Source organism: Acidovorax sp. SUPP2539, from assembly GCF_030158975.1.
Lineage (GTDB): Bacteria > Pseudomonadota > Gammaproteobacteria > Burkholderiales > Burkholderiaceae_C > Paracidovorax.
The window spans coordinates 1-19,897 of the sequence record NZ_BQXJ01000008.1; the positions used below are offsets into that span (position 1 = coordinate 1).

A 19,897-nucleotide genomic window follows, 5' to 3' on the forward strand; every position below is an offset into this window, starting at 1 on the left:
CTCGCGGCTACATTCGGCGCTGGGCTACCTCAGCCCGATGCAATTCGAACAACGCTGGTTGGCGGCGCAGCGTAAATCTGCCGCTTGAGAATCGGGCTATGCACTCCGGTTTTCAGGGGCAACCTCAGTCTCGCTCGGCTTCTTTTTCTCCGGCCCGGTCGAACTTATCGCTACTGACAGCCCTCCGGCGGTTCTAGTGCCCGATGTGCTGTATGTATACGTCTCACACTGGCCATACGTTCCAGCAATCGAAGAAATGCGGATCTGCGCAGCCAGGCTCAAACCTGGATCGAGCAAGCACCTAGTTTGCGACCATGCTGCTTTTGTGCGTGAATACGTAGAGAGTAACCATACTCACCCGCACGCTCAGATGGCCCAACAGGAAATCCGCGATCGCGTGTCCAAAAGGCCCGTTATCAAAGTGCCATTAGCATACGATCGACCGCTGATCATTCAGAATACACCGGCCGTTAATTGCTCCCCAGCAGAGCCGTGGAAAACCATGTGGTCGATCACGCAAGAGCAGCTGCGTACCGCGTGGGCGCGGCTGTGTAATTTATTTAGGCAGGACTAAGGTACTACACCTGAACCATTGCAATACCCGGCTATCTCCTGTCGTCCAAGCTAAGGAAGGTCTGCAAACCCCTTTCCGACGCCCCGCGGCGGGGCTGAATCGGGTGTGACTTCTAGCGTCATGCTCGCATCTTGCCTGCGGCTCACTGCAAGCGCCAGTCAGCGGTGGGGTCTTGCAGATCTTCCCTAGGTTTTCGGCGCTTTCGGGTCGTAAAACGATTCGGCATTTATTCTATACATGGAGCCGACGTGCTTAAATAAGAAAAATTTTCGAAACCTAATCATGCGGAATGCTGTCGACGACTAATGAAGTAATGGCCTCCAAATGGTCTCGACATTCCGACCTAATGCTAAAGCTTGTAGTTCCATAAACAAAATCGCTTGCAATCGTCGTTCCACTTCGCAAATCCACGATGCGTACCGAATTTTTCCACATATCGGTTCCGCCCCAAGGCATGTTCCCCGGTGCAGCGACAGTCTCCGATGTCTCGCCGAAGACCAGTTCCAGCGTCGCTGATGACGCATCAACAACGGTGTGCCCCACTTGTGGGCACGACAACTCGTACCGGTCGAATTTTTCCGGTTGCCTGTAGCTGCGGGCCTCGATATAGCGCACGCCAGTAGACGCGCACAGGTTGCGCTCGCCGAGGATGCGAGCTACATGCCCAGCCAAGGAGCCGGAGCTGAGGCCTGAGAGTCCTGTGATAGCTGGTTCGTCATGACGAGAAATCAGCAGCGACATACCTTTCGATGGAAGCACGGCATGCCTTTGCAAGTTCGTTCCGCTGCAGAACTGGCGATATGCCTCAATCTGTCGATTATGTGTTTCTTTCCAACGTGCCTTCTGCAGGCCAACTTGCGTCCTATGGGCAATGTAAATCCCAACCGGCGAAAGTAGCGTTGCCCAGAATATGCAGGCAGTCAACCAAGTGCGAGTTGAAGATGCGATTCCCGCGGCAACTGCGACTGCGATGACGTACAACACAGCACCCCATAGGAGCCTGGAGATGTCGAAATAGACTGGCGCCGCTGCCCATGCAGGCGCCAACATAACTCCGAAGATGGTCGCTGCATGAGCTATCCATCGGACACGGGTACCATCACCTAACACCGAGATGCACCAATGGTGATTGGACAAGGGTGCTCGCACACAGGCGTGCATTGCATCGGCGCGTTGACGCTTCCGTCTTGACTGCTCAAAAGATGCATATTGGCTTCGAGCCATTGATGATTTCCCACGTGTGTACTCACCGCCGCTGGGCGCCTGCATCCGACGAGGCTGCAGCGAATACATTATCACCTACCTTATCTCTCAAAAGCCGTTGAAGCAGCCTACGCCGAGCGACGGAAGGGCACCTCGAACAACCTGCCACGACCTGGAGCCAGGGGCAGCATCTGTCGCAACGGCACCAGAGCGGCGCCTGATCGTGGTGGTTGGGAGGCTGAGGTGGCCGCTGGGCCACCTCAGGCGATCACGCCGGCACCATCGCCCGCTCCTGTAGCCGTGCCAGCCGCATCACGTTATGGCTGGCGACCTTCAGCCCGATCACCACCTTTGCCCGCGCCAAGCCGATGCAGCGTACGAACTTGCCGCCTTGTTGGGCCAAGCGCGCAAACGGGTGCTCACCGAACACCCGATCCTTGGCAATGCGACGGTTCCGGCGCTTTGCTGCCTCGCTCAAGGGCTTGCGTGCCTGCCCTTGATGTTGGATCGCGGGGCGGTAACCACGCTTTTTCAGGTCTGCTTCTCGCGCTGCATCGGCATACCCGCTATCGGCCCATACCGTGCGGCCGGTGTTGTCCGGGTCCAGCACCTGCTCGAAGTGGCGGCTGTCGTGCACGTTGGCCGCGCTCACATCGTAGCGGCGGATGAAGCCCCAGAGGCGGTCCGTGCTGGCGTGCAGCTTGTAGCCGTAGAACGTCAACCCATGCTTCCTGGTCCAACGTGCCTGCACGTCTTTCTGCGCACGCTTGGCATCACTCCAGTCCTGGCCGACGTCATCGCCCTGCTTGATCTGCGCGTTCTCCTCGCGCGTATTGCGCTGGATCGGAGCGCTGACGATGCTGGCGTCGATGATCTGACCGCCGCGGGCAATGAACCCGGCACGTTGCAATGGCTCACCGATCGCCGTGCTGATGTCGCCCATCAGATCTTTGGTCTTGAGCCGTTCGCGCCACACCCAGATCGTCTTGGCGTCGGGCACCTTGCCGCTGTGTTCCAGTCCAAGGAATTGCTGGAAGCTGCGCCGATCCAGCACCTGATACTCCAGCGCGTCGTCGGAGATGTTGTACAACTGCTGCAACAGCAGCAGCAGCAGCTTGATCATCACCTGCGTCGGCCAAGCCGGACGGCCGCCGCGCTTGCCGGTACCCAAGGACAGCTTCGCATCTACGGCCTCGGCAATCCCGGCAAAGTCGATATGCCGTGACAGCAGAGCCAGCGGATCGCCGATCTGCTGCCGCTTGGCTTCGCGTTCGTGGCCGGCAAACAGGCTGATCATCGTGGCGTCCTCGGTGTTTCCTCCAGACCAATGATGCCAAAGGCGAGGTTTTTAGAGGTGCCCGGAAGTCGATGTGCCATTCCGCGCTGCTGCTGGGCAAGGCGAAGGACAACAACGCTTCGTGTGCGATCGGTCCATTGATCCGCCTGTTCGATGGCACCTACGGCCTGGACGACGTGCGAGCCGCAGACGTGGATCTGCATGTCGAGGGGCGGGATGGCTTCGTGCTGCGCGGAAAGAGTTCAATGAAAGAAATCTCGCGCGCCCCCCTGGATCTGGTCGCCCAAACCGTGGGCGACCACCATCAGTATCCGGACGGGTTCATGCTGTTCATGGGAACGCTGTTTGCCCCCACCGAGGATCGCGGGGAGCCGGGGCAGGGCTTCACCCACCAGATGGGCGACGTTGTGACCATCTCCAATGACAAGCTCGGCAGCCTTCGCAACACTGTGCGGTTGTCCACCGAATGCGAGCCTTGGACCTTCGGCGCATCACATCTGATGCGCAATCTGGCAGCACGTGGTCTGCTGGTTGATGGTGAGTGCGCACGAGGGTCTGCAGCCGCGTGCGCAGGTGGCGCTCGGCGCTGCGGTGCAGCGCGTGGCCGCATTCCGTGAGCGGCTTGCCGATCCGGGTGGCCGTCAACACGTCCTGCAGCGGCTTGCGCGACCGGACGTGCATGTGCACGTCGCCCACGGCCACCAAAGGCAGGGCCGTCAGTTCCGAGAGCATACGCATGCGGTGCAGCCATGCCTCGTCGTCCAGTTGTCATTTTCAAAAGGCGACTGCACGAAGTGTCAGGAGCCGATAGCACTATGCCCGTAAGCGCAAAAACAGCTCGGCTCAGTACGAGCTAAGTCTGCCTGCGTAACTTCTCCACCGTGCAAATCCCTGCACTCTTCTGGAGAAGCATCATGTACCGCTACACCAAACTTTTCCTACTTGCGATCGCCATTGCTACGACTGGCGCTGTCGCCTATGCCGCCAAAGGCGGCATGGAAAACGATGCGCTGGCGATCACCAAGGCCAAGATTCCGCTCACCCAGGCCATCACCGTTGCCGAGCAGCACGCCAATGGCAAAGCATCGCGCGCCGAGTACGAAAACTCGAAACAAGGCTGGGTCTATGACGTGGAAGTCGTCAGCGGGGCCAAGGTCTTCGATGTCCGAGTCGATGCCGACAAGGGCACCGTCATCTCGTCTGCCGAGGACAAGGCGGATCACGATGACGACCACGACAAGCAAGACTGACCGCCTGCCAGTGTGGCCGGATCGCGCATGACGCCGTGATCCGGCCCGGAGACTTCATGGAACATCTCAACCAAGCATTGTTCCTATGGCTCAACGCGCCTGAACACCCGAATGCTCTGGTGGTGACGCTGGCCACCTTCTTTGCGGAATGGCTCATCTGGGCCGTCCCGATTCTGATCGGCATCGGCTGGCTGCGCGGCAATGTGAACACCCGCAAAGCGCTGCTGGTCGCTACCGCATCCGGCCTGCTTGGGCTGCTGACCAAACCAATCATCGGCCTGGCTTGGTCGCATCCCCGGCCTTTCATGATCGGGCTGGGTCATACGCTCATTCCCCATGTTGCCGATTCGTCATTTCCCAGCGATCACCCGACGCTGTGGTGGTCGGTTGCCGTCAGCTTTTTGCTACAGCGAGGACTGCGAAGGGCTGGCGTCGCTTTGGCGCTGTTTGGCCTCCCCATCGCATGGTCACGCATCTACCTGGGGGTTCACTTTCCACTGGACATGCTTGGTGCCATTGCGGTCGCGGCGTTCAGTGCCGTGCTGACGTTGCACGAAGCACGCTGGTACTTGGGGCCGATCTACCGGCTGGCGACCCGCATCCATTGCTTGTTGTTCGGCAGACTGATCGCGCAGGGACGGGTGCGCGAGTGAGCCTATGGATGGGCTAAGTCTGCCTGGTCAGACTGGCGGCAATCCCTTTTACCTCGGCAGGAGAACACCATGAACAATTTGCCCACGGTCAGAGCAAGCGGCTGGCTCAACAAAGTCCCTGAAGTCACGCTGTCGTTGTGGATCATCAAGATCATGTCCACGACGGTGGGCGAGACGGGGGCTGACTTCCTGGCGGTCAACGCGGGCTTTGGCCAGGGCCTGACGCGCACCGTCATGGCCGCTTTGCTGACAGTCGCCCTATTCACTCAACTGCGTACCCGCCGCTACACGCCTTGGATTTACTGGCTAACGGTCGTGTTGGTCAGCGTGGTCGGTACCCAGATCACCGACCTGTTGACCGACGGCTTGGGCGTCAGCCTCTATGTCAGTACCTCGGTATTCGCCGTGGCGCTCGCCGCGATCTTCTTTGTCTGGTATCGAGTCGAACGTACCCTGTCCATCCACGACATCGTGACGCGCCGCCGGGAGCTGTTCTATTGGTCAGCCATCCTCTGCACGTTTGCACTGGGCACTGCTGCCGGCGATCTGGCGACCGAGGCTCTGGGCTTGGGCTTTACCTTGGGCGCAGTCGCATTCGGCGCGCTAATCGGCATTACCTATGCCGCCTGGCGTATGGGTGGCAACGCCGTGCTGACCTTCTGGATCGGCTACATCCTGACCCGACCCTTCGGCGCTGCGCTCGGCGACCTGCTGACACAGGCAAAGACCTATGGCGGCCTCGGAATGGGGGCCATGTGGACCAGCGCCCTGTTCCTATCAGTCATCGTCATGCTGGTGGCCGTTGCGCAGTTCAGCATGAACGCGGACCGCTCCGCCCAGGCCACCAAGTAACTCTCTTCCCACTTTCCAAGGAGAAATCATGCCCAAAGCGCACTCTATCACTGGCCTTGTCGCTGCCGTGTCGGCGGTGGCGCTCGTGGCCCTGGCCACCGGCTGCTCCAAGCCTGCCGACCAAGGCGGCGCGAGCACCGACCCTGCACCGACAGCCAACGCCAGCACGGTATCGCCGGGCAAAGCCGCTTCCAAGCTGGGCGACTTGACCGCATTTCGCAGCATCGCCACTGACGTGTCCACCATCGTAGACAAGGGTGATCTGCCCGCCGCCAAGACCCGCATCAAGGATTTGGAGGTAGCCTGGGATTCGGCTGAGGCCGGACTGAAACCGCGCGCTGCCGACGACTGGCATCTGCTCGACAAAGCCATCGACAAGGCGTTGTCTGCGTTGCGTGCCGACACGCCAAGCCAAGCTGACTGCAAGGCTGCGATGGGTAATCTGCTAAAAACCTTCGACACGCTCGAAGGCAAAGCCTGACGCGTGAGCGTGCCCCATGAAAACATCCACTGAATACGCTCTGGCCAAAGTGCCCGAAGTCACGCTGGGGTTCTGGCTCATCAAGATTGCCGCAACCACGCTTGGCGAAACCGGCGGCGATGCCGTCTCGATGTCCATGAATCTGGGCTACCTGGTCGGAACCGGCATCTTCGCTGTGATCTTACTTGCTGCCGTCGTCGCGCAGGTCAAGGCCAAGAGCTTCCACCCCTTCTTGTACTGGACCACCATCATCGCTACCACGACGGTCGGCACGACGTTGGCCGATTTTGCGGATCGATCACTCGGAATTGGGTACGCTGGCGGTTCGAGCTTGCTGCTGGCCCTGCTGCTCGGTTCGCTGTTCGTCTGGCATCGCACCCTTGGCTCCGTATCGGTGAGCACTGTCAGTTCCCCCAAGGCGGAAGCCTTCTACTGGCTGACAATCATGTTCTCCCAGACGCTGGGCACCGCGCTGGGTGACTGGACGGCTGATACGGCGGGCCTGGGTTATACCGGCGCGGCCATCGTATTCTGCGGGCTCCTCGCACTGGTCGTGGCAGCCTACTACCGGACCAGCGTGTCCCGCACGCTGCTGTTCTGGTCTGCGTTCATCCTCACGCGCCCGCTGGGTGCGGTGGTAGGAGATTTTCTCGACAAGCCACTGAGCGCAGGCGGTCTGGCGTTGAGTCGCTATTCAGCATCGGCTGCACTGGTGGCCTTCATCGTGACTGCCATCTTGATATTCCCGCAGCGGGCAGCCAGGACGGCACATTGAACAACGATTGAACGGAGGGGGAATGCGGGTATTGCTGGTCGAAGACGACCCCATGATCGGTGAAGCGATCCAAGGCGCATTGAAGGATGCGTCCTACGCCGCGGACTGGGTGAAGGACGGGCAGACGGCTCTCACGACAATGGGTTGCCAGCACTATGACCTGGTTCTGCTAGATCTGGGCCTGCCCGGCAAGGACGGGCTGGACGTGCTGGCCAGCATCCGCAGCATGGACAACCCGATCCCCCTGCTTATCATCACCGCGCGCGATTGTCTGGATGACCGCCTGCGCGGCCTCGACGGAGGGGCCGATGACTACGTATCCAAGCCCTTCCAGATGGCTGAACTGCTGGCCAGGATGCGCGCCGTTCTACGGCGCAAAGGCGGCACCGCAGCGCCCGTTCTCAGCAATGGCGTGGTGTCGCTCGATCCGGCCACGAAAGAGGCCAGCGTCAATGGCGGCTCCCAACTGCAACTGTCGAACCGCGAGTTTTCGCTGCTTCAAGCCTTGCTGGTTCGGCCGGGGGCCATCCTCTCACGCGGCGAACTGGAGGACCGCATTTATGGTTGGGGGGAAGAGGTGGAAAGCAATGCAGTCGAATTCCTGATCCACGCGCTGCGGCGCAAGCTCGGCAGCGAGATCATCAAGAATGTCAGGGGGGTTGGATGGATGGTCACAAAAAGCGCTTGAACGAATCGGTTCAGCTCAAGCTGTCCTTCACCCTGTCGCTGGCCATCCTCGCGGTGGCCATCGTGGCGGGCGTCTTCTCGTTCCTGTCCGCCTTCGATGAGGCCCACGAACTACAGGACGACGTGTTGCGCCAGGTGGCGCAGCTCGTGGGTCGTCAGCGCCTGTTGCCTGCCGCACCGACCAGCGATACCCATCTCAAAGATTCCGATGAAGAATCGCGGGTGATCGTCCAGCGTTTGGGCGAGGTCAGTCCTTCCCCCGTAAGCGTGGATGCAGGAGGCACACTCCCGCTTCCGACAACCCTGACCGATGGACTACATACGCTGGAGATCGGCGGCGAGACATTCCGTGTACTGGTCAAGACCACAGCCGCTGGCGAACGCATCGCCGTGGCTCAGGAATCGGGCTTTCGCAATGAAATCGCCCGCGACGGGGCACTGCGCACCGTCATGCCCCTCCTGATCCTCGTTCCGGTGCTGCTGCTGATCGTTGCCGACCTGGTGCGCAAGATGTTCCGGCCCATCGCCGCGCTCTCCAAGGAAATCGATCAGCGCGCCGAGCAGGAACTGCACCCCGTCGAAGACAGCCACCTTCCGGCCGAGGTGCGGCCGTTCGCCGTGGCGATCAATCGGCTGCTCGCCCGTGTCAGCCAGTCCATGGAGGCCCAGCGCCGCTTTGTGGCGGATGCTGCGCACGAATTGCGCTCGCCGCTGACTGCTCTTTCGCTGCAAGCGGAGCGGCTTTCGGAAGCGGAAATGCCCGACCTGGCGCGCGAGCGTCTGACTGTGCTGCGCCAAGGGATTGAGCGCGGCCGGAGCCTGCTGGATCAACTCCTGACCTTGGCCAAGGCGCAGTCGGCCACCGGCTCGCCGAAGTCGCCGGCATCTATCCAGGGCATCTACCGACGTGTGCTGGAAGATCTCATGCCGCTGGCCGAGGCCAAGCACATCGATATCGGAGTCGAAGGCACGCAGGACGCCGAGGTGTGGGTGAGCGAGCTGGACATGATCGCCGTGGTCAAGAATCTGGTCGATAACGCCATCCGCTACACGCCGGAAGGCGGAAAGGTCGATCTTTCCGTTGGTATATCGGGCGGGAAAGCCGAACTGCGTGTTCAGGACAGCGGGCCTGGCATTCCGTTGGTAGAACAGGATCGGGTTTTTGATCCCTTCTACCGCACGCTGGGCAGCGAGCAGATCGGTTCTGGCCTAGGGTTATCCATCGTCCAAACGATTGCCCATCGCATCGGTGCGGAAATTCGTCTCGACTTCGTGGATGAAACTCAGCAAACCGGCTTAAAGATTTCCGTTACCGTGCCAATGAAGTAATGACTTAAGAAACGAGGAGTGAAGCGAATTGATTACCTCAACTGGTTGGTTCTATTGGGCGCTGCTGTCGGCCGTATTTGCGGCGCTGACGGCCATTTTTGCCAAGGTGGGCATTCAGGGAGTTGACTCCGATCTGGCTACCTTGATCCGAACGGCCATCATCATCGTTGTCCTGTCGGCGTTTGTCGGCTACACGGGGAAATGGGCCAACCCCTTGAAGTTGCCACCTAAGACATGGCTTTTCCTCGGGCTGTCAGGCTTGGCAACCGGAGCGTCATGGGTATGCTACTTCCGTGCACTCAAGATCGGCGATGCCTCAAAGGTCGCGCCGGTCGATAAATTCAGTCTTGTCTTGGTGGCAGTGTTTGCGTTCACAATTTTGGGTGAACGTCCGTCACTCAGAGAATGGTCTGGCATTGCAATGGTTGCTGGTGGCGTTTTGTTACTGGCGTTCAAGCGATAACGGGCAGGTTATCTTGACTCAACCAGTCGCCGCATTAGTACGTGCCGGCGCACTTCAAGGTGATCCGCCATGTGCGGCCCAAGCTGGCCTGCGTGCGCTGCCAGTGCATCTTCCAGGCCGATGCCGCCAGCCGGCCCATCGCCCGCGGGCTGGCCGCAGCAGGCCTGCTGGCCCACGTGCTGGTGTCCAAGTATTGCGACCACCTGCCGCTGTACCGGCAAAGCGGCATCTACGCGCGCAGCGGCGTGCAGATCGACCGCTCCACCATGGCTGGCTGGGTCGATCACAGCGAGCGGCTGCTCGCGCCACTGGTGGCCGCGCTGGGCCGCTACACGCTGGCGGCAGCCAAGCTGCACGCCGACGACACGCCCGTGCCGGTGCTGGCGCCTGGTCAAGGCAAGACGCGCACCGCGCGCCTGTGGGTCTATGTGCGCGACGACCGGCCCGCCGGCGCCGGCGAACCACCCGCAGCCTGGTACCAGTACACGCGCGACCGCAAGGGCGAGCATCCGCAGCGCCACCTGCGCCACTTCCATGGCGTGCTGCAGGCCGATGCCTACGGCGGCTGGGGCAAGCTGTATGACGGTGATCAGGTCACCGAGGCGGCCTGCTGGGCGCATGCGCGCCGTCCGTGGTGGGACCTGTACCTGAGCACCGGCAAGGCCGAAGACTCCATCGCCGCCCAGGCACTGCAGCGCATCGCGGCGCTGTACGCCGTGGAGAAGGAGCTCCGTGGCCAACCACCGGACGTGCGCCGTGCCCACCGCCAGGCCCGTGCCGCCCCGCTGCTCGATGAACTACACGCCTGGCTGAGCGGCCTGGTGGGGCGCGTGTCGGCCAAGTCCGATCTGGCACGCGCCATCGGCTACACCCTCACGCGCTGGCAGGCACTGACGCGCTACCGCGATGACGGACGCATCGAGATGGACAACAACGCAGCCGAGCGTGCCCTGCGCGGTGTAGCGCTGGGCCGGGGCAACTACCTGTTCATGGGCTCGGATGCCGGCGGCGAGCGGGCGGCCGCGATCTACAGCCTGGTGCAGACGGCCAAGCTCAACGGGCTCGATCCCGAGGGATACCTGCGCGAGGTGTTGGCACGCATCGCCGATCACCCCATCTGCAACATCGACGAACTGCTGCCGTGGAACATCGGCAAAGGCGAGACGGTGGGCGACGACACGCGGCGTGCCGCATGAGCCGCGGCGTCGATCCGCGCCTGCTGGAGCTGCTGAACAATGCCAGCAGCCTGCAGTTGTTCGAGCTGAGCGCCGTCATCGAGCGGCTGCTGGCCGACCCGCGTCGCATCATTGCCGTGCGGGTGAACCTGCACCTGGGCCAGACGGTGCGCTTCCTGGACTGGCGCGACGGCAGCCTGCGCGAGGGCAAGGTGCTGGCCATGAAGGACACGCAGCTCGTGCTGCAGGACCTGCGCGAGCGGCGGGAATGGAAGCTGCCCTATGCCGCCATCGAGCCCCCGCCAGCCGGCGCCGGCCGAACGCAGCAAGGTGCAGCGGCACAGCCCGAGCCGAGTGTGCCCAAGCCCACGCGCGAGGACTTCCGGCGCGGCGACAAGGTAGCCTTCGAAGACAAGTACCTGCAGACGGTGGTCGGCACGGTCGTGCGGATCAACGAGCGCACCGCGACGGTCGATGCCGGTGGTGGCAATACCTGGCGCGTGGGCTTCGCGCTGCTGCGTCGCGTGCTGGACATCTGACACTCCGCCGAACGGCCGAGGTCAAGTGGGCCCTGGGGCCTCGCTTACCATCCACCAGCGACAGCACCGATTTCAGTGTTTGAGTGATCGCCTCGTCCGCCCGCGACGGCTCCGCACTGCCCGAAGGATCGTTGTGCACGAAGATGACCGCCGAGCTGTTGACCTTCAACGCATCCTTGACCACTTCACGTGGATAGACCGATGTCTGGCTGACCGTGCCCCGGAACATCTCCACGTACTCCACGATGCGATGCTGCGAGTCCAGATGCAGGACCGCGAACACCTCGTGCTCCAACCCTGCCAAGCGTAGTTTGAGAAAGTCCTTGACCATCTGCGGCGATCACAGCGTATTGGTGCCACGCACCTGGCTTGCCAGCAGGCATTGAGCAGCGTTCAGGATTTCGTCGTCGGCTGCCGGACGGTAGCTGCCTGCGACATCGCGCACCAGCAGCGCCGAAGTGTCGGCAGAGGAAGTCGTGAACGAATCGAGAGATGAGAAGAGGTCGTGTGCCATGGTCGGCTCCGTGAATCAGGCGGAATTGCCCGAGACCGGAAGCAGCACGCCGCAGCGCAGTTGTCAGGGTTCGAAGACGGCCGGCAGGACGCAAGGGTGCGCAGCAGCCGCAGACCTTGACAGCGAGAACGACGTGCTACGGTGAAAGGGAACAGCAAGCCCGCCCACCCCCAACGTCACCTGTGTTTTTGAACCGCATCGGGCATTGGTCGCGCTCAAGCCAGAATCTCAGAACCTTCCGCGACCAGTTCGGCGATGAGATCCGCCATCAGCCTGACACGCGGCGAGCGACGAACATCAGGATGGACGACGCACCAGATTTCCCGCAGAACAGGTCCGTCCACACCCGGCACCTTGACCAGACCATCGTCGATATGCACAAGAAAGTTGGGAAGCATCGCGAGCCCCATCCCGTCCCGGCAAGCGCGATGTATCGCCGCAAGATCATTGCTTTTGAGGATGAAGGGCCTGTCACCGGCCATACGCGCGAGCAACTGCTGATGAGGCACATCGCTCAATGGATTCCCGTAGCCGAGGAAACACCACTCCGCCTCGGCACGCGCCAACCAGGCCGGTGCTGCAAAGACGTGAAAACTCAGTACGCCCAACTTGCGCGCAGCCAGTCCCGGCTCGCTCGGGCGCATGAAACGAAGGGATAGATCGGCTTCACGGCGATGAAGGTTGGCAGTGCGGACCTCTCCGACAAGATCCAAGTCGATGCCCTTCCATCGGTCATTGCGGCTGGCCAGTCGGGGCACGAGGAACTGGCTTGCAAACACCGGCGGCGCTGAGATGCGGACCGTTCCCTGAAGGCTTGTCGCCGATGTGGCCGCACGACTGAATGCCAGGCCTTCGTGCTCAAGGCGCTCCGCTGGCGCAATCAGCGCCTCCCCGTCGCTTGTCAAGGCCCAACTCCGTGGGAGCCGGTCAAATAAACGAACGCCGAGGCTCACCTCCAGCGCACCGACACGCCGCGCGACGGTGGAATGCTCCACTCGCAGCGTGCGCGCGGCACCGGACAGACTTCCTTCGCGCGCAACGGCAAGGAAGAACCGTACGTCGTCCCATGCAGGCAAGGTCTGTGAAGAAGAGGCAGGTGGCGGATCGGGTGATTTGCGCACAGCAAATGCGAAGGGATCGGGGATAGGCACCCAGTCTATCCATTCCTACCATCGACAGATTCACCCACATACAAGGAATTCAACGTGAACTCAGCCTCAAACGTCGTTCAGTACGGCCCGCCCCTGTCGCTCAACGTTGCGCGGCGAATTGCTGCCGCCGCAGAAGCTGAGGCCCAACGCAACGGCTGGCCGATGGTGATCGCCATCATGGACAGCGCCGCCAACCTCGTCCTGCTGCACAAGATGGACCATGCCCAGACTGGAAGCGTTGCGATCGCCCAGGCCAAGGCGGAAAGCACCGTGCGGTTCAAGCGCCCGACCAAGATGTTCGAAGAGGCGCTGACGGCCGGCGGCATCAACCTAAGACTGCTGGCCACAGATCGTGCATGCCCACTCGAAGGTGGCCTGCCGGTGATGATGGATGGTCGGCTTGTTGGTGCGATCGGCGTTTCCGGCATGCAATCCACGCAAGACGCGCTGGTCGCAGCCACCGGGGTCCAAGCAATCGGCAACAATTAAGCAGTCTCCATTTCACAGCCGAGCTGACTGACGCAAGTACGAGCGAATGTAAGCGAGGCCCCAGGGCCCACTTGACCTCGGCCGTTCGGCGGAGTGTCAGATGTCCAGCACGCGACGCAGCAGCGCGAAGCCCACGCGCCAGGTATTGCCACCACCGGCATCGACCGTCGCGGTGCGCTCGTTGATCCGCACGACCGTGCCGACCACCGTCTGCAGGTACTTGTCTTCGAAGGCTACCTTGTCGCCGCGCCGGAAGTCCTCGCGCGTGGGCTTGGGCACACTCGGCTCGGGCTGTGCCGCTGCACCTTGCCGGCAGGAACGCGCACGACGTCCTCGCCCAGCGCGATCTCAATCGGTGCCGAGCCTTCGGTCACCGGAGTCGGCGCCATGGCAGGCGCGGGCTGCGTGACGGTCACGGGCAACAGGATCGGAGCAGGCCCAGGCACACCCCAGTGCTCCAAACGCATCCAGTGGCGCAGCAGGTTCGCGTTGACGCCGTGGCACACCGCAAGGCCGGAGACCGACACGCCCGGCACGCGGGCCTGCTCCACCAGCCAGGATTTAAACGCCGAGGTGTAGATCCGCTTGCCGTTGCGCATCGTGCGCTCCACCATCGGGCCGGCCCACTCAGGGGTGTGTCCAGAGTTCTGCATATGGACATATATGCTCGGCGCTCAGGACTGTGGCATCAATAGGGTGTTGAGGCCACGTTTACGCTCAATCCACCGACGCCCCTGAATCACGAACAACCTGCCCCCACTTCGCCCGCTCGTCCTTGAGCAGGCTGGCAAACGCGGGCACGGTGCCGCCCAGGGACTCGGGGATCGCTCCCTGGTCGATCAGCGACTGCCGCAACTGCGGCTGCTTGAGCGCGTGGTTGATCTCCTGGTTGAGCCGGGAGACCACGGTGTCGGGCGTCCCTGCCGGCGCCACCACACCGAAGATTACGGCCGCCTCGATGCCCTGGAAGCCCGATTCGGCCATGGTCGGAATGTTCGGGAGCGCTGCTGCGCGCAGCGGGGATGCGACCGCCAAGGGCCGCAGCAGGCCGGCCTGGATCATCGGCAGCGCTGCGGTAATCGACGCGGCGAACATGTCCACCTGCCCGCTCGCCAGATCGGTCATGGCCGGTGCGGCGCCGCGGTACGGCACATGCACCAGGTCGAGGCCGGCCTTGCCCTTCCAGAGCTCTCCGCAGAGATGCGCAAGGGTTCCGTTCCCGGACGATGCGAAGGTCACCGCCTTGCGCTTTGCCGCACCCGCCAGGTCCGCCACGCTGCGGTAGGGGCCCTTGGCGGAGACCACCAGCACAAGCGGCACCTTGGCCATGAGCGCCACCGGAGTGAGGTCGCGGGCGACGTCGAACGGCATCTTCTTGTAGAGCGCCTGGTTCACGGTCAGGTTGCTGGACTCGCCCATCGCCAGGGTGTAGCCGTCAGGCGCGGCCTTGGCTGCCTTGTCCAGGCCGATGTTTCCCCCGGCGCCGGGCACGTTGTCCACCACCACCGTCCAGCCCAGGGCGGAATTCAAGGCATTCGAGAGCAGCCGCGCCATCATGTCGGTACCGCCGCCAGGCGGCGCCGGCACGACCAGGCGGATCGGCTTGGACGGGTAGTCGGCCGCTTGGACCGCACCCGCAAGCCATGCCATGCCCGCGCCAGCAGACCAGCGCAACCATGCGCGCCGGGGGATGGGTGTGTTGTCGGAAATCTCGGTCATGGGGAGGCCTCGTTTCAATCGTAAGGGTGGATGGACGCCGACGTGGCGGCGATAGCGGAGATCTCGATCAGCAAATGTGGGGAGGCTATGCGCCCCTCTACCGTGCAACGTGCCGGGGCGGTGCCTGGGGCAATCCACCGCTCCCATGCGGCGTTCAACGCCGCGAAGTCATCCATGTTCCGCAGGTACACGGTCACGGACAGGAGCGATCGCTTGTCGGAGCCAGCGTCCGCCAGACGGGCGTCGATGCGATCCAGAACCTCCTGCATCTGCTCATCGAACGTCGTGGCGGGCGAGCCGCTGGCGGTCTGTCCGCTCAGGAACACGAGGGGGCCGAACACCACCGCTTTGCTCATGCGCTGGTTGGTGTGGAGGCGGTGTAGTGCGTGTGGTGCAGTCATGGTTGCAGCGAATCAGCGTCCAGGCTCAAGGCTGGCCGCATGGGTTGAAGTTGGCGATGACGGAAAGTGGGAGCGGCTTCAGCGGCGGACGAACCCGGTAGGCCCCGACTTCATCGGGAGACAGGCCCAGGCGCTGCGCCATCAGCTGCGTGACGGACGTGCCGCACGTGCGTCCCTGGCACGGCCCCATGCCGCAGCGGCTCAGGAACTTGCTCTGGTTCGGCCCTGCGCAGCCCAGGTCCGCCATGTCCCGCACGGTGCCCGCGCTGACGCGCTCGCAGCGGCAGACGATGGTGTCGTCGGCGGGCTCCAGCAGCCACTCGGGAGGCGCATAGAGGGTGTCCAGCAAAGGGCGGATGCCGGTATGGCGCCGGAGCTTGGCGACATGCGCGGCCGCGGCCCGGTGCAGTTCTTCCGGCCCGATGCGCCCGAGCGCTCGTGCGGCTCCCAGCGCGGCCAGGGTGCCCCGGTCCGCCGCCGCCAGGGCGCCTGCGATGCTGGCGCCATCGCCAGCGACGAAGACGCCCGGCATGGATGTCTGCCCGTAGAGGTCGCATTCGATCTGCCAGGCCAGTTGCTCGTTGCTCCAGCGGTGCGCGAGGCCCAGCAGCCGGGATAGCTGGTGGTTCGGCACCACGCCGTGATGCACCAGCAGGGTATCGATCGCCAGTTCTATCAGCTTGCCGCGGTGCCGGAAGCGGATTGCATGTACCCGCTCGTCGCCGATCGCCTGCAGGGCATCGCAGCCCCTGAACCACGGCGCACGCGCCCGCCAGAGGCCGCGCATCATGGAGAGGCCCTTGAGCAGGTCGCGGTGCGACCGCAGCGCCGAAGGCAGATGGGGCAACGCGCGGCGCGCATTGCCCGGCTCCCCGGTCTCGATCATGACCACCACGTCGGCACCTGCGCGAAGCAGCTGCTGCGATACGAGAAGGAACAACGGTCCGCACCCGGCGACGGCCACGCGTCCGGAGGGGATGACAGCATCGGCCTTCAGCGCGATCTGCGCGGCGCCCGCGGGCATCACGCCGGGCAAGGTCCACCCCGGGAACGGCGATGCACGCTCCATCGCGCCCGTCGCCACGACCAGTTGCCGTGCGCGCGCCTGGCGGATGCCTCCACCGACCTGGAAGGACACCTCCAACTGCTGCGACACATCGACCACGAACGCACCGAAACATGTTTCGGCTCCGCTCGCCTGCAACCCATCCACCAGTGCGCGACCAGTTGCATAGTCGTCACCGAGGACGCGCAAGGCCTGCGGCCCCGCCTCCTGCACGCGCCGGTAGATCTGTCCACCGGCCTGGGCCTGCTCGTCGAGCAGCAGCACTTTGAGGCCGAGCCCCGCCGCCTGCGTCGCAGCGGTCATGCCGGCAGGCCCGGCACCGATCACCACCAAGTCGTAGTCCATCACGCGTCTCCGATGGGAGCGGCGCCCCCTTGCGGCAGGCGCACGCGCATACCGGCCTCGGCCCTGACCAGGCAGGCTTGCACGTTGCTCTGCCCATCCAGATGCACCAGGCACTCGAAGCACACGCCCATGAGGCAGAAGGGAGCACAGGGCTCCGCGTGGTGGTTGCGGCGGGTGATGGAATGGCCTGCTTCCAGCAACGCAATCGCCAGCGTCCTGCCTTTAGCGACACGCGCCGTGGCGCCGTCCACCTGGATGTCCACGAGCTCAACCGGCGTTGAGCCATCCAATGGCTTAAACATGGAACCTCCTTGCGGTGAAGCCGCCTATGCCGTCCGGCCTCACGCCGGTGGCGATCCATTCGGCTACCGGCCCCGCGTGCTGCGGAGCCAGGGTGATGCCGCTGTGGCACGTGACCAGGAAAGCACCCGGGCACCGCGGCGACTCGTCATAGATCGGGAAGCCATCCGGGCTCATCACGCGCAGCGCTCCCCAACCGCGAACCATGCGCAGCCCGGCCAGCGCCGGGAAGCTCAGCACCGCTCGTTGCGCGATCCGTGCAAGCACTTCCCACGTCGTGCCCGTATCGAGGCCCACGTCCTCCTTGGAATCGCCGATCTGAATCGTTCCATCGGCGGTCTGCCGGACATGCAGCGTCGGGTAGCGCAGGAACGGCTCCGTGCGCTCGGTGATGAGCAACTGTCCGCGGATAGGGTGCAGCGGCGCCTCCAGGCCCAGGTCGGATGCCAGCGCTGCACTGCCCAGCCCGGCCGCCAGGACCACCTTGTCCGCGTCGATCGTCCCGGTGGCAGTGCGCGCGGTGAAGCCTCCCTGTGGCCGCGCGGTCAACGACCGCACGGCCGTGTGGGGACACAGAACACCACGGTGTCCGCTGAAAGCGGTGAACAGTGCCCTCAGCAGTTTCAGCGGGCTGACGTGCCCGTCCAATGGGCAATAGGTCGAGCCGGCGATCTGCGCACTCGCCTGCGGCAGACGGGCCTGCGTCTCCGGCCCGGACAGTGCCTCGAACGCGAACTTGCCTGCCAGCCTGCGCTGCATGCCTGTGAGCATCTCGACGCGCGCCTCGTACTCCTGCGCGCTGGTGCAGATCGTGAAGCCGCCCGGCTGGGACAGCTCGACATCGACCCCACCGGCCTGCTGCAGTTCGGCGGCGAAATCCGGCCACATGCCGGCCGCGTCGATCGACCAGTGGGCGTAGTCATCGCACTTCGCCCCCTTGCCCTGGACCCAGGCCAAGCCGAAGTTGCCGCGGGACGCCTTGAACGCGATGTCACCCTCATCGGCCACGCAGACCGAGAGGCCGCGCCGCGCCAGACCGTAGGCCACGCTCATGCCCACTGCCCCCGCACCGACGACCAGCACATCGAAGCGGTGCTTGACCGGACGCCGCGCACGAGAGTGCTCGCCGCCCGCCGGCAGCGTGATGGGGTGTTGCACAGCGGACATCACTTCGTCCAGTCGAGTCCGAGTGCTCGCACCAACGGCGCCGTCTCGCCATGCTCGAATTGCTGCAGGCCCTGCAGGACCTCTTCCTGCTGCGGGCCCAACGTATGCGCGGTCACCTGCCGGAACTTCGCCACCAGTTCATGCCTGTGCATCGGGCGCGCCGGATCACCACGCGGGTCCACCACGGAAGACACGATGCGCTCGCCGGTCCGCAGGGTGACCGTGAGCCGCGACGGCGAGCGCGCCGGAAACAGCGATTCAAGCTCCGGATCGGGCTGCACAACGACGGTACGCGCCAGCCGTACGATTCGGGGGTCGCTCAACATCGGCTGCTTCAACGGAAGCAGCGCGGCTTCGCCACCGATCGCCGCCGCCGCGAGGCAGAACGGAACGCTGTACTGCGCATCGGTGAGCGAGATGGGCGCGGGCCGGTTCGCGAGGTTGAACGTGGCCCGGTAGGTCGCGACCTCCATGCCGTCGATGTCCTCGGCGGTGAACCCATGTTCACGCTGCAACAGCAGCAGCGCGTCGAGCGCCCCATGGATGTGGCGGCAGCACCCGAACGGCTTGAAGTAGGTCCCTTCGATCAGTGGTGCCGGTCCGAAATCGGCCAGGGCCACATCGCCATTGAACAGCGTCGGCATGTCGAAGATGTCGGTGGGGCCGGTCGCTCCGGCCGCAGCCATCTCCAGCGCAGCCAGGCCCGCGAGGCATCCGTAGGGGATGCCCTCCTTCACGTCGGAGCCGGCCAGGCCCGCGAGGGCCGGCAGCGCGGGCGAAGCCTGCGCGGCAATGGCAAATGCTTGGGCCAGGCATTCCAGCGACGTCCCCTGCAGGTAGCCGAGCGCCGCGATGACCCCATACGCCGACCATGCGCCGGAGGGGGCATACGACAGTCGCGCCATGGCGACCCGCAGCGCAACCTCGTAGCCCGCGACGATCGCACCGAGGATCTCGTCGGCAGACAGGACCGGCCGCAGCGAGAGCATCGCCAAGGCGGCCGGAACGACCGCCGCTCCCGGATGGCCACGGGCGCGCCGATAGCCGTCGTCCAGGTCCAACGCGGCGGTGGCCGCGCTATTGGCCAGCAGCGCGGCGCCCAGCGTCCCACTGCCACCCGAGAACCAGATCGGCACCGCACCGCGCCCGAGCAGGCGCTTGGCGCCATCGCGCGTGGCGGCCACACCCGGGACGTCCATGGCGGCACCGGCGGATCCCAGCGCGTCCAGGACGCATTTCAGGGCGGCCTCCCGGGTCGCGGGCAGCAGCTGCCGTTCCCGAGCACCGACGATGAAGGAGGCCAGGGCATGCGCAACGCCGCCGGCCGTTCCGTCCGGCGCTTGAACTCTCCTGAACATATAACTCTCTGGCATATTCCGATCCTCTGGAGTAACGCAGCGCCGCTCCCGCTGCAGCACAGCACTTTCTGCTGATTGCTTTGATCGTATGGAGAGCGCCCTCGATCGA

23 protein-coding genes and 3 pseudogenes are annotated in these 19,897 nt (G+C 63.7%); 12 read left to right on the forward strand and 14 right to left on the reverse strand.

The annotated features are described in order from the left end of the window. Positions 1 to 850: 850 nt before the first annotated feature. Together AVTE2539_RS22605 and AVTE2539_RS22610 are read right to left on the reverse strand one after the other, a co-directional pair. The gene (locus AVTE2539_RS22605; RefSeq protein WP_284414092.1) at positions 851 to 1,315 is read right to left on the reverse strand and encodes a hypothetical protein; all 465 of its coding nucleotides are present in this window, start codon (positions 1,313 to 1,315) and stop codon (positions 851 to 853) included. Positions 1,316 to 2,045: 730 nt separating this feature from the next. Continuing rightward, positions 2,046 to 3,074, reverse strand: a complete 1,029-nt coding sequence (locus AVTE2539_RS22610) for an IS5 family transposase (protein ID WP_284414094.1) — start codon at positions 3,072 to 3,074, stop codon at positions 2,046 to 2,048. A gap of 80 nt (positions 3,075 to 3,154) precedes the next feature. Between AVTE2539_RS22610 and AVTE2539_RS22615 the strand changes: the two are divergent. Beyond that, positions 3,155 to 3,607, forward strand: a pseudogene (locus AVTE2539_RS22615) (fumarylacetoacetate hydrolase); the annotation flags it as partial. 22 nt (positions 3,608 to 3,629) lie between these two features. On the opposite strand, the pseudogene AVTE2539_RS22620 reads toward AVTE2539_RS22615, so the two are convergent. Continuing rightward, positions 3,630 to 3,842 (reverse strand): annotated as a pseudogene (locus AVTE2539_RS22620) (hypothetical protein); the annotation flags it as partial. A gap of 146 nt (positions 3,843 to 3,988) precedes the next feature. Here AVTE2539_RS22620 and AVTE2539_RS22625 point away from each other — a divergent pair. The 10 genes and pseudogenes from AVTE2539_RS22625 to AVTE2539_RS22670 all read left to right on the forward strand — a co-directional run bounded on the left by AVTE2539_RS22625 (position 3,989) and on the right by AVTE2539_RS22670 (position 11,278). Beyond that, the gene (locus tag AVTE2539_RS22625) at positions 3,989 to 4,324 is read left to right on the forward strand and encodes a PepSY domain-containing protein (protein ID WP_284414096.1); all 336 of its coding nucleotides are present in this window, start codon (positions 3,989 to 3,991) and stop codon (positions 4,322 to 4,324) included. A 56-nt stretch (positions 4,325 to 4,380) separates the two neighbouring features. After that, positions 4,381 to 4,977, forward strand: coding sequence for an undecaprenyl-diphosphatase (locus tag AVTE2539_RS22630; protein ID WP_284414098.1), 597 nt, complete (start codon positions 4,381 to 4,383; stop codon positions 4,975 to 4,977). A gap of 69 nt (positions 4,978 to 5,046) precedes the next feature. Continuing rightward, entirely contained in the window at positions 5,047 to 5,829 is a 783-nt protein-coding gene (locus tag AVTE2539_RS22635) for a COG4705 family protein (protein ID WP_284414100.1), read from the forward strand. Positions 5,830 to 5,857: 28 nt separating this feature from the next. Continuing rightward, a complete protein-coding gene (locus AVTE2539_RS22640) occupies positions 5,858 to 6,310 on the forward strand; it encodes a hypothetical protein (protein WP_284414102.1) in 453 nt (150 codons plus the stop codon). Between the two features lie 16 nt (positions 6,311 to 6,326). Continuing rightward, on the forward strand, positions 6,327 to 7,085 hold the full coding sequence (locus AVTE2539_RS22645; protein WP_284414103.1) for a COG4705 family protein: 759 nt from the start codon (positions 6,327 to 6,329) through the stop codon (positions 7,083 to 7,085). Positions 7,086 to 7,107: 22 nt separating this feature from the next. Further along, positions 7,108 to 7,773 (forward strand): response regulator transcription factor, encoded by a 666-nt coding sequence (locus AVTE2539_RS22650; protein ID WP_284414105.1) that lies wholly within the window; start codon positions 7,108 to 7,110, stop codon positions 7,771 to 7,773. Next, positions 7,749 to 9,101 (forward strand): sensor histidine kinase, encoded by a 1,353-nt coding sequence (locus AVTE2539_RS22655; RefSeq protein WP_284414107.1) that lies wholly within the window; start codon positions 7,749 to 7,751, stop codon positions 9,099 to 9,101. Before AVTE2539_RS22650 ends, AVTE2539_RS22655 begins: the two co-directional genes overlap by 25 nt. A 28-nt stretch (positions 9,102 to 9,129) precedes the next feature. Continuing rightward, a complete protein-coding gene (locus tag AVTE2539_RS22660) occupies positions 9,130 to 9,564 on the forward strand; it encodes an EamA family transporter (RefSeq protein WP_502868967.1) in 435 nt (144 codons plus the stop codon). A 38-nt stretch (positions 9,565 to 9,602) separates the two neighbouring features. After that, positions 9,603 to 10,760 (forward strand): annotated as a pseudogene (gene tnpC, locus AVTE2539_RS22665) (IS66 family transposase); the annotation flags it as partial. Continuing rightward, a complete protein-coding gene (locus AVTE2539_RS22670) occupies positions 10,757 to 11,278 on the forward strand; it encodes a hypothetical protein (RefSeq protein WP_284414109.1) in 522 nt (173 codons plus the stop codon). The pseudogene tnpC and the gene AVTE2539_RS22670, both read left to right, overlap by 4 nt. Here AVTE2539_RS22670 and AVTE2539_RS22675 read toward each other — a convergent pair. From AVTE2539_RS22675 to AVTE2539_RS22685, 3 genes are all read right to left on the reverse strand, one after another. After that, complete coding sequence (locus AVTE2539_RS22675; RefSeq protein WP_284414111.1) at positions 11,190 to 11,609, reverse strand: JAB domain-containing protein; 420 nt, start codon at positions 11,607 to 11,609, stop codon at positions 11,190 to 11,192. The genes AVTE2539_RS22670 and AVTE2539_RS22675 overlap by 89 nt on opposite strands. A gap of 9 nt (positions 11,610 to 11,618) precedes the next feature. Further along, complete coding sequence (locus AVTE2539_RS22680; RefSeq protein WP_284414113.1) at positions 11,619 to 11,792, reverse strand: hypothetical protein; 174 nt, start codon at positions 11,790 to 11,792, stop codon at positions 11,619 to 11,621. A gap of 215 nt (positions 11,793 to 12,007) precedes the next feature. Then, complete coding sequence (locus AVTE2539_RS22685) at positions 12,008 to 12,868, reverse strand: LysR family transcriptional regulator (RefSeq protein WP_284414511.1); 861 nt, start codon at positions 12,866 to 12,868, stop codon at positions 12,008 to 12,010. Positions 12,869 to 12,997: 129 nt separating this feature from the next. On the opposite strand from AVTE2539_RS22685, the gene AVTE2539_RS22690 reads away from it, so the two are divergent. Beyond that, positions 12,998 to 13,432 (forward strand): GlcG/HbpS family heme-binding protein, encoded by a 435-nt coding sequence (locus tag AVTE2539_RS22690; RefSeq protein WP_284414115.1) that lies wholly within the window; start codon positions 12,998 to 13,000, stop codon positions 13,430 to 13,432. Positions 13,433 to 13,528: 96 nt separating this feature from the next. Here AVTE2539_RS22690 and AVTE2539_RS22695 read toward each other — a convergent pair whose 3' ends face one another. The 8 genes from AVTE2539_RS22695 to AVTE2539_RS22730 all read right to left on the reverse strand — a co-directional run bounded on the left by AVTE2539_RS22695 (position 13,529) and on the right by AVTE2539_RS22730 (position 19,803). Beyond that, entirely contained in the window at positions 13,529 to 13,711 is a 183-nt protein-coding gene (locus tag AVTE2539_RS22695; protein WP_284414117.1) for a hypothetical protein, read from the reverse strand. Next, positions 13,666 to 14,046: a transposase gene (locus tag AVTE2539_RS22700; protein WP_284414119.1), complete on the reverse strand. Its 381-nt coding sequence runs from the start codon at positions 14,044 to 14,046 to the stop codon at positions 13,666 to 13,668. The genes AVTE2539_RS22695 and AVTE2539_RS22700 overlap by 46 nt, the downstream gene beginning before the upstream one ends. 103 nt (positions 14,047 to 14,149) lie before the next feature. After that, the gene (locus AVTE2539_RS22705; protein ID WP_284414121.1) at positions 14,150 to 15,151 is read right to left on the reverse strand and encodes a Bug family tripartite tricarboxylate transporter substrate binding protein; all 1,002 of its coding nucleotides are present in this window, start codon (positions 15,149 to 15,151) and stop codon (positions 14,150 to 14,152) included. Between the two features lie 14 nt (positions 15,152 to 15,165). After that, complete coding sequence (locus AVTE2539_RS22710; protein WP_284414122.1) at positions 15,166 to 15,552, reverse strand: RidA family protein; 387 nt, start codon at positions 15,550 to 15,552, stop codon at positions 15,166 to 15,168. A 25-nt stretch (positions 15,553 to 15,577) separates the two neighbouring features. Further along, the gene (locus tag AVTE2539_RS22715; RefSeq protein ID WP_284414123.1) at positions 15,578 to 16,963 is read right to left on the reverse strand and encodes an FAD-dependent oxidoreductase; all 1,386 of its coding nucleotides are present in this window, start codon (positions 16,961 to 16,963) and stop codon (positions 15,578 to 15,580) included. Next, positions 16,963 to 17,265 carry a (2Fe-2S)-binding protein gene (locus tag AVTE2539_RS22720; protein ID WP_284414124.1) on the reverse strand — a complete coding sequence of 101 codons (303 nt, stop codon included), beginning with the start codon at positions 17,263 to 17,265 and terminating at the stop codon, positions 16,963 to 16,965. Before AVTE2539_RS22720 ends, AVTE2539_RS22715 begins: the two co-directional genes overlap by 1 nt. Continuing rightward, positions 17,258 to 18,430, reverse strand: coding sequence for an NAD(P)/FAD-dependent oxidoreductase (locus AVTE2539_RS22725; protein ID WP_284414125.1), 1,173 nt, complete (start codon positions 18,428 to 18,430; stop codon positions 17,258 to 17,260). The genes AVTE2539_RS22720 and AVTE2539_RS22725 overlap by 8 nt, the downstream gene beginning before the upstream one ends. Further along, complete coding sequence (locus AVTE2539_RS22730) at positions 18,430 to 19,803, reverse strand: MmgE/PrpD family protein (RefSeq protein WP_284414126.1); 1,374 nt, start codon at positions 19,801 to 19,803, stop codon at positions 18,430 to 18,432. Before AVTE2539_RS22730 ends, AVTE2539_RS22725 begins: the two co-directional genes overlap by 1 nt. Positions 19,804 to 19,897: the final 94 nt, after the last annotated feature.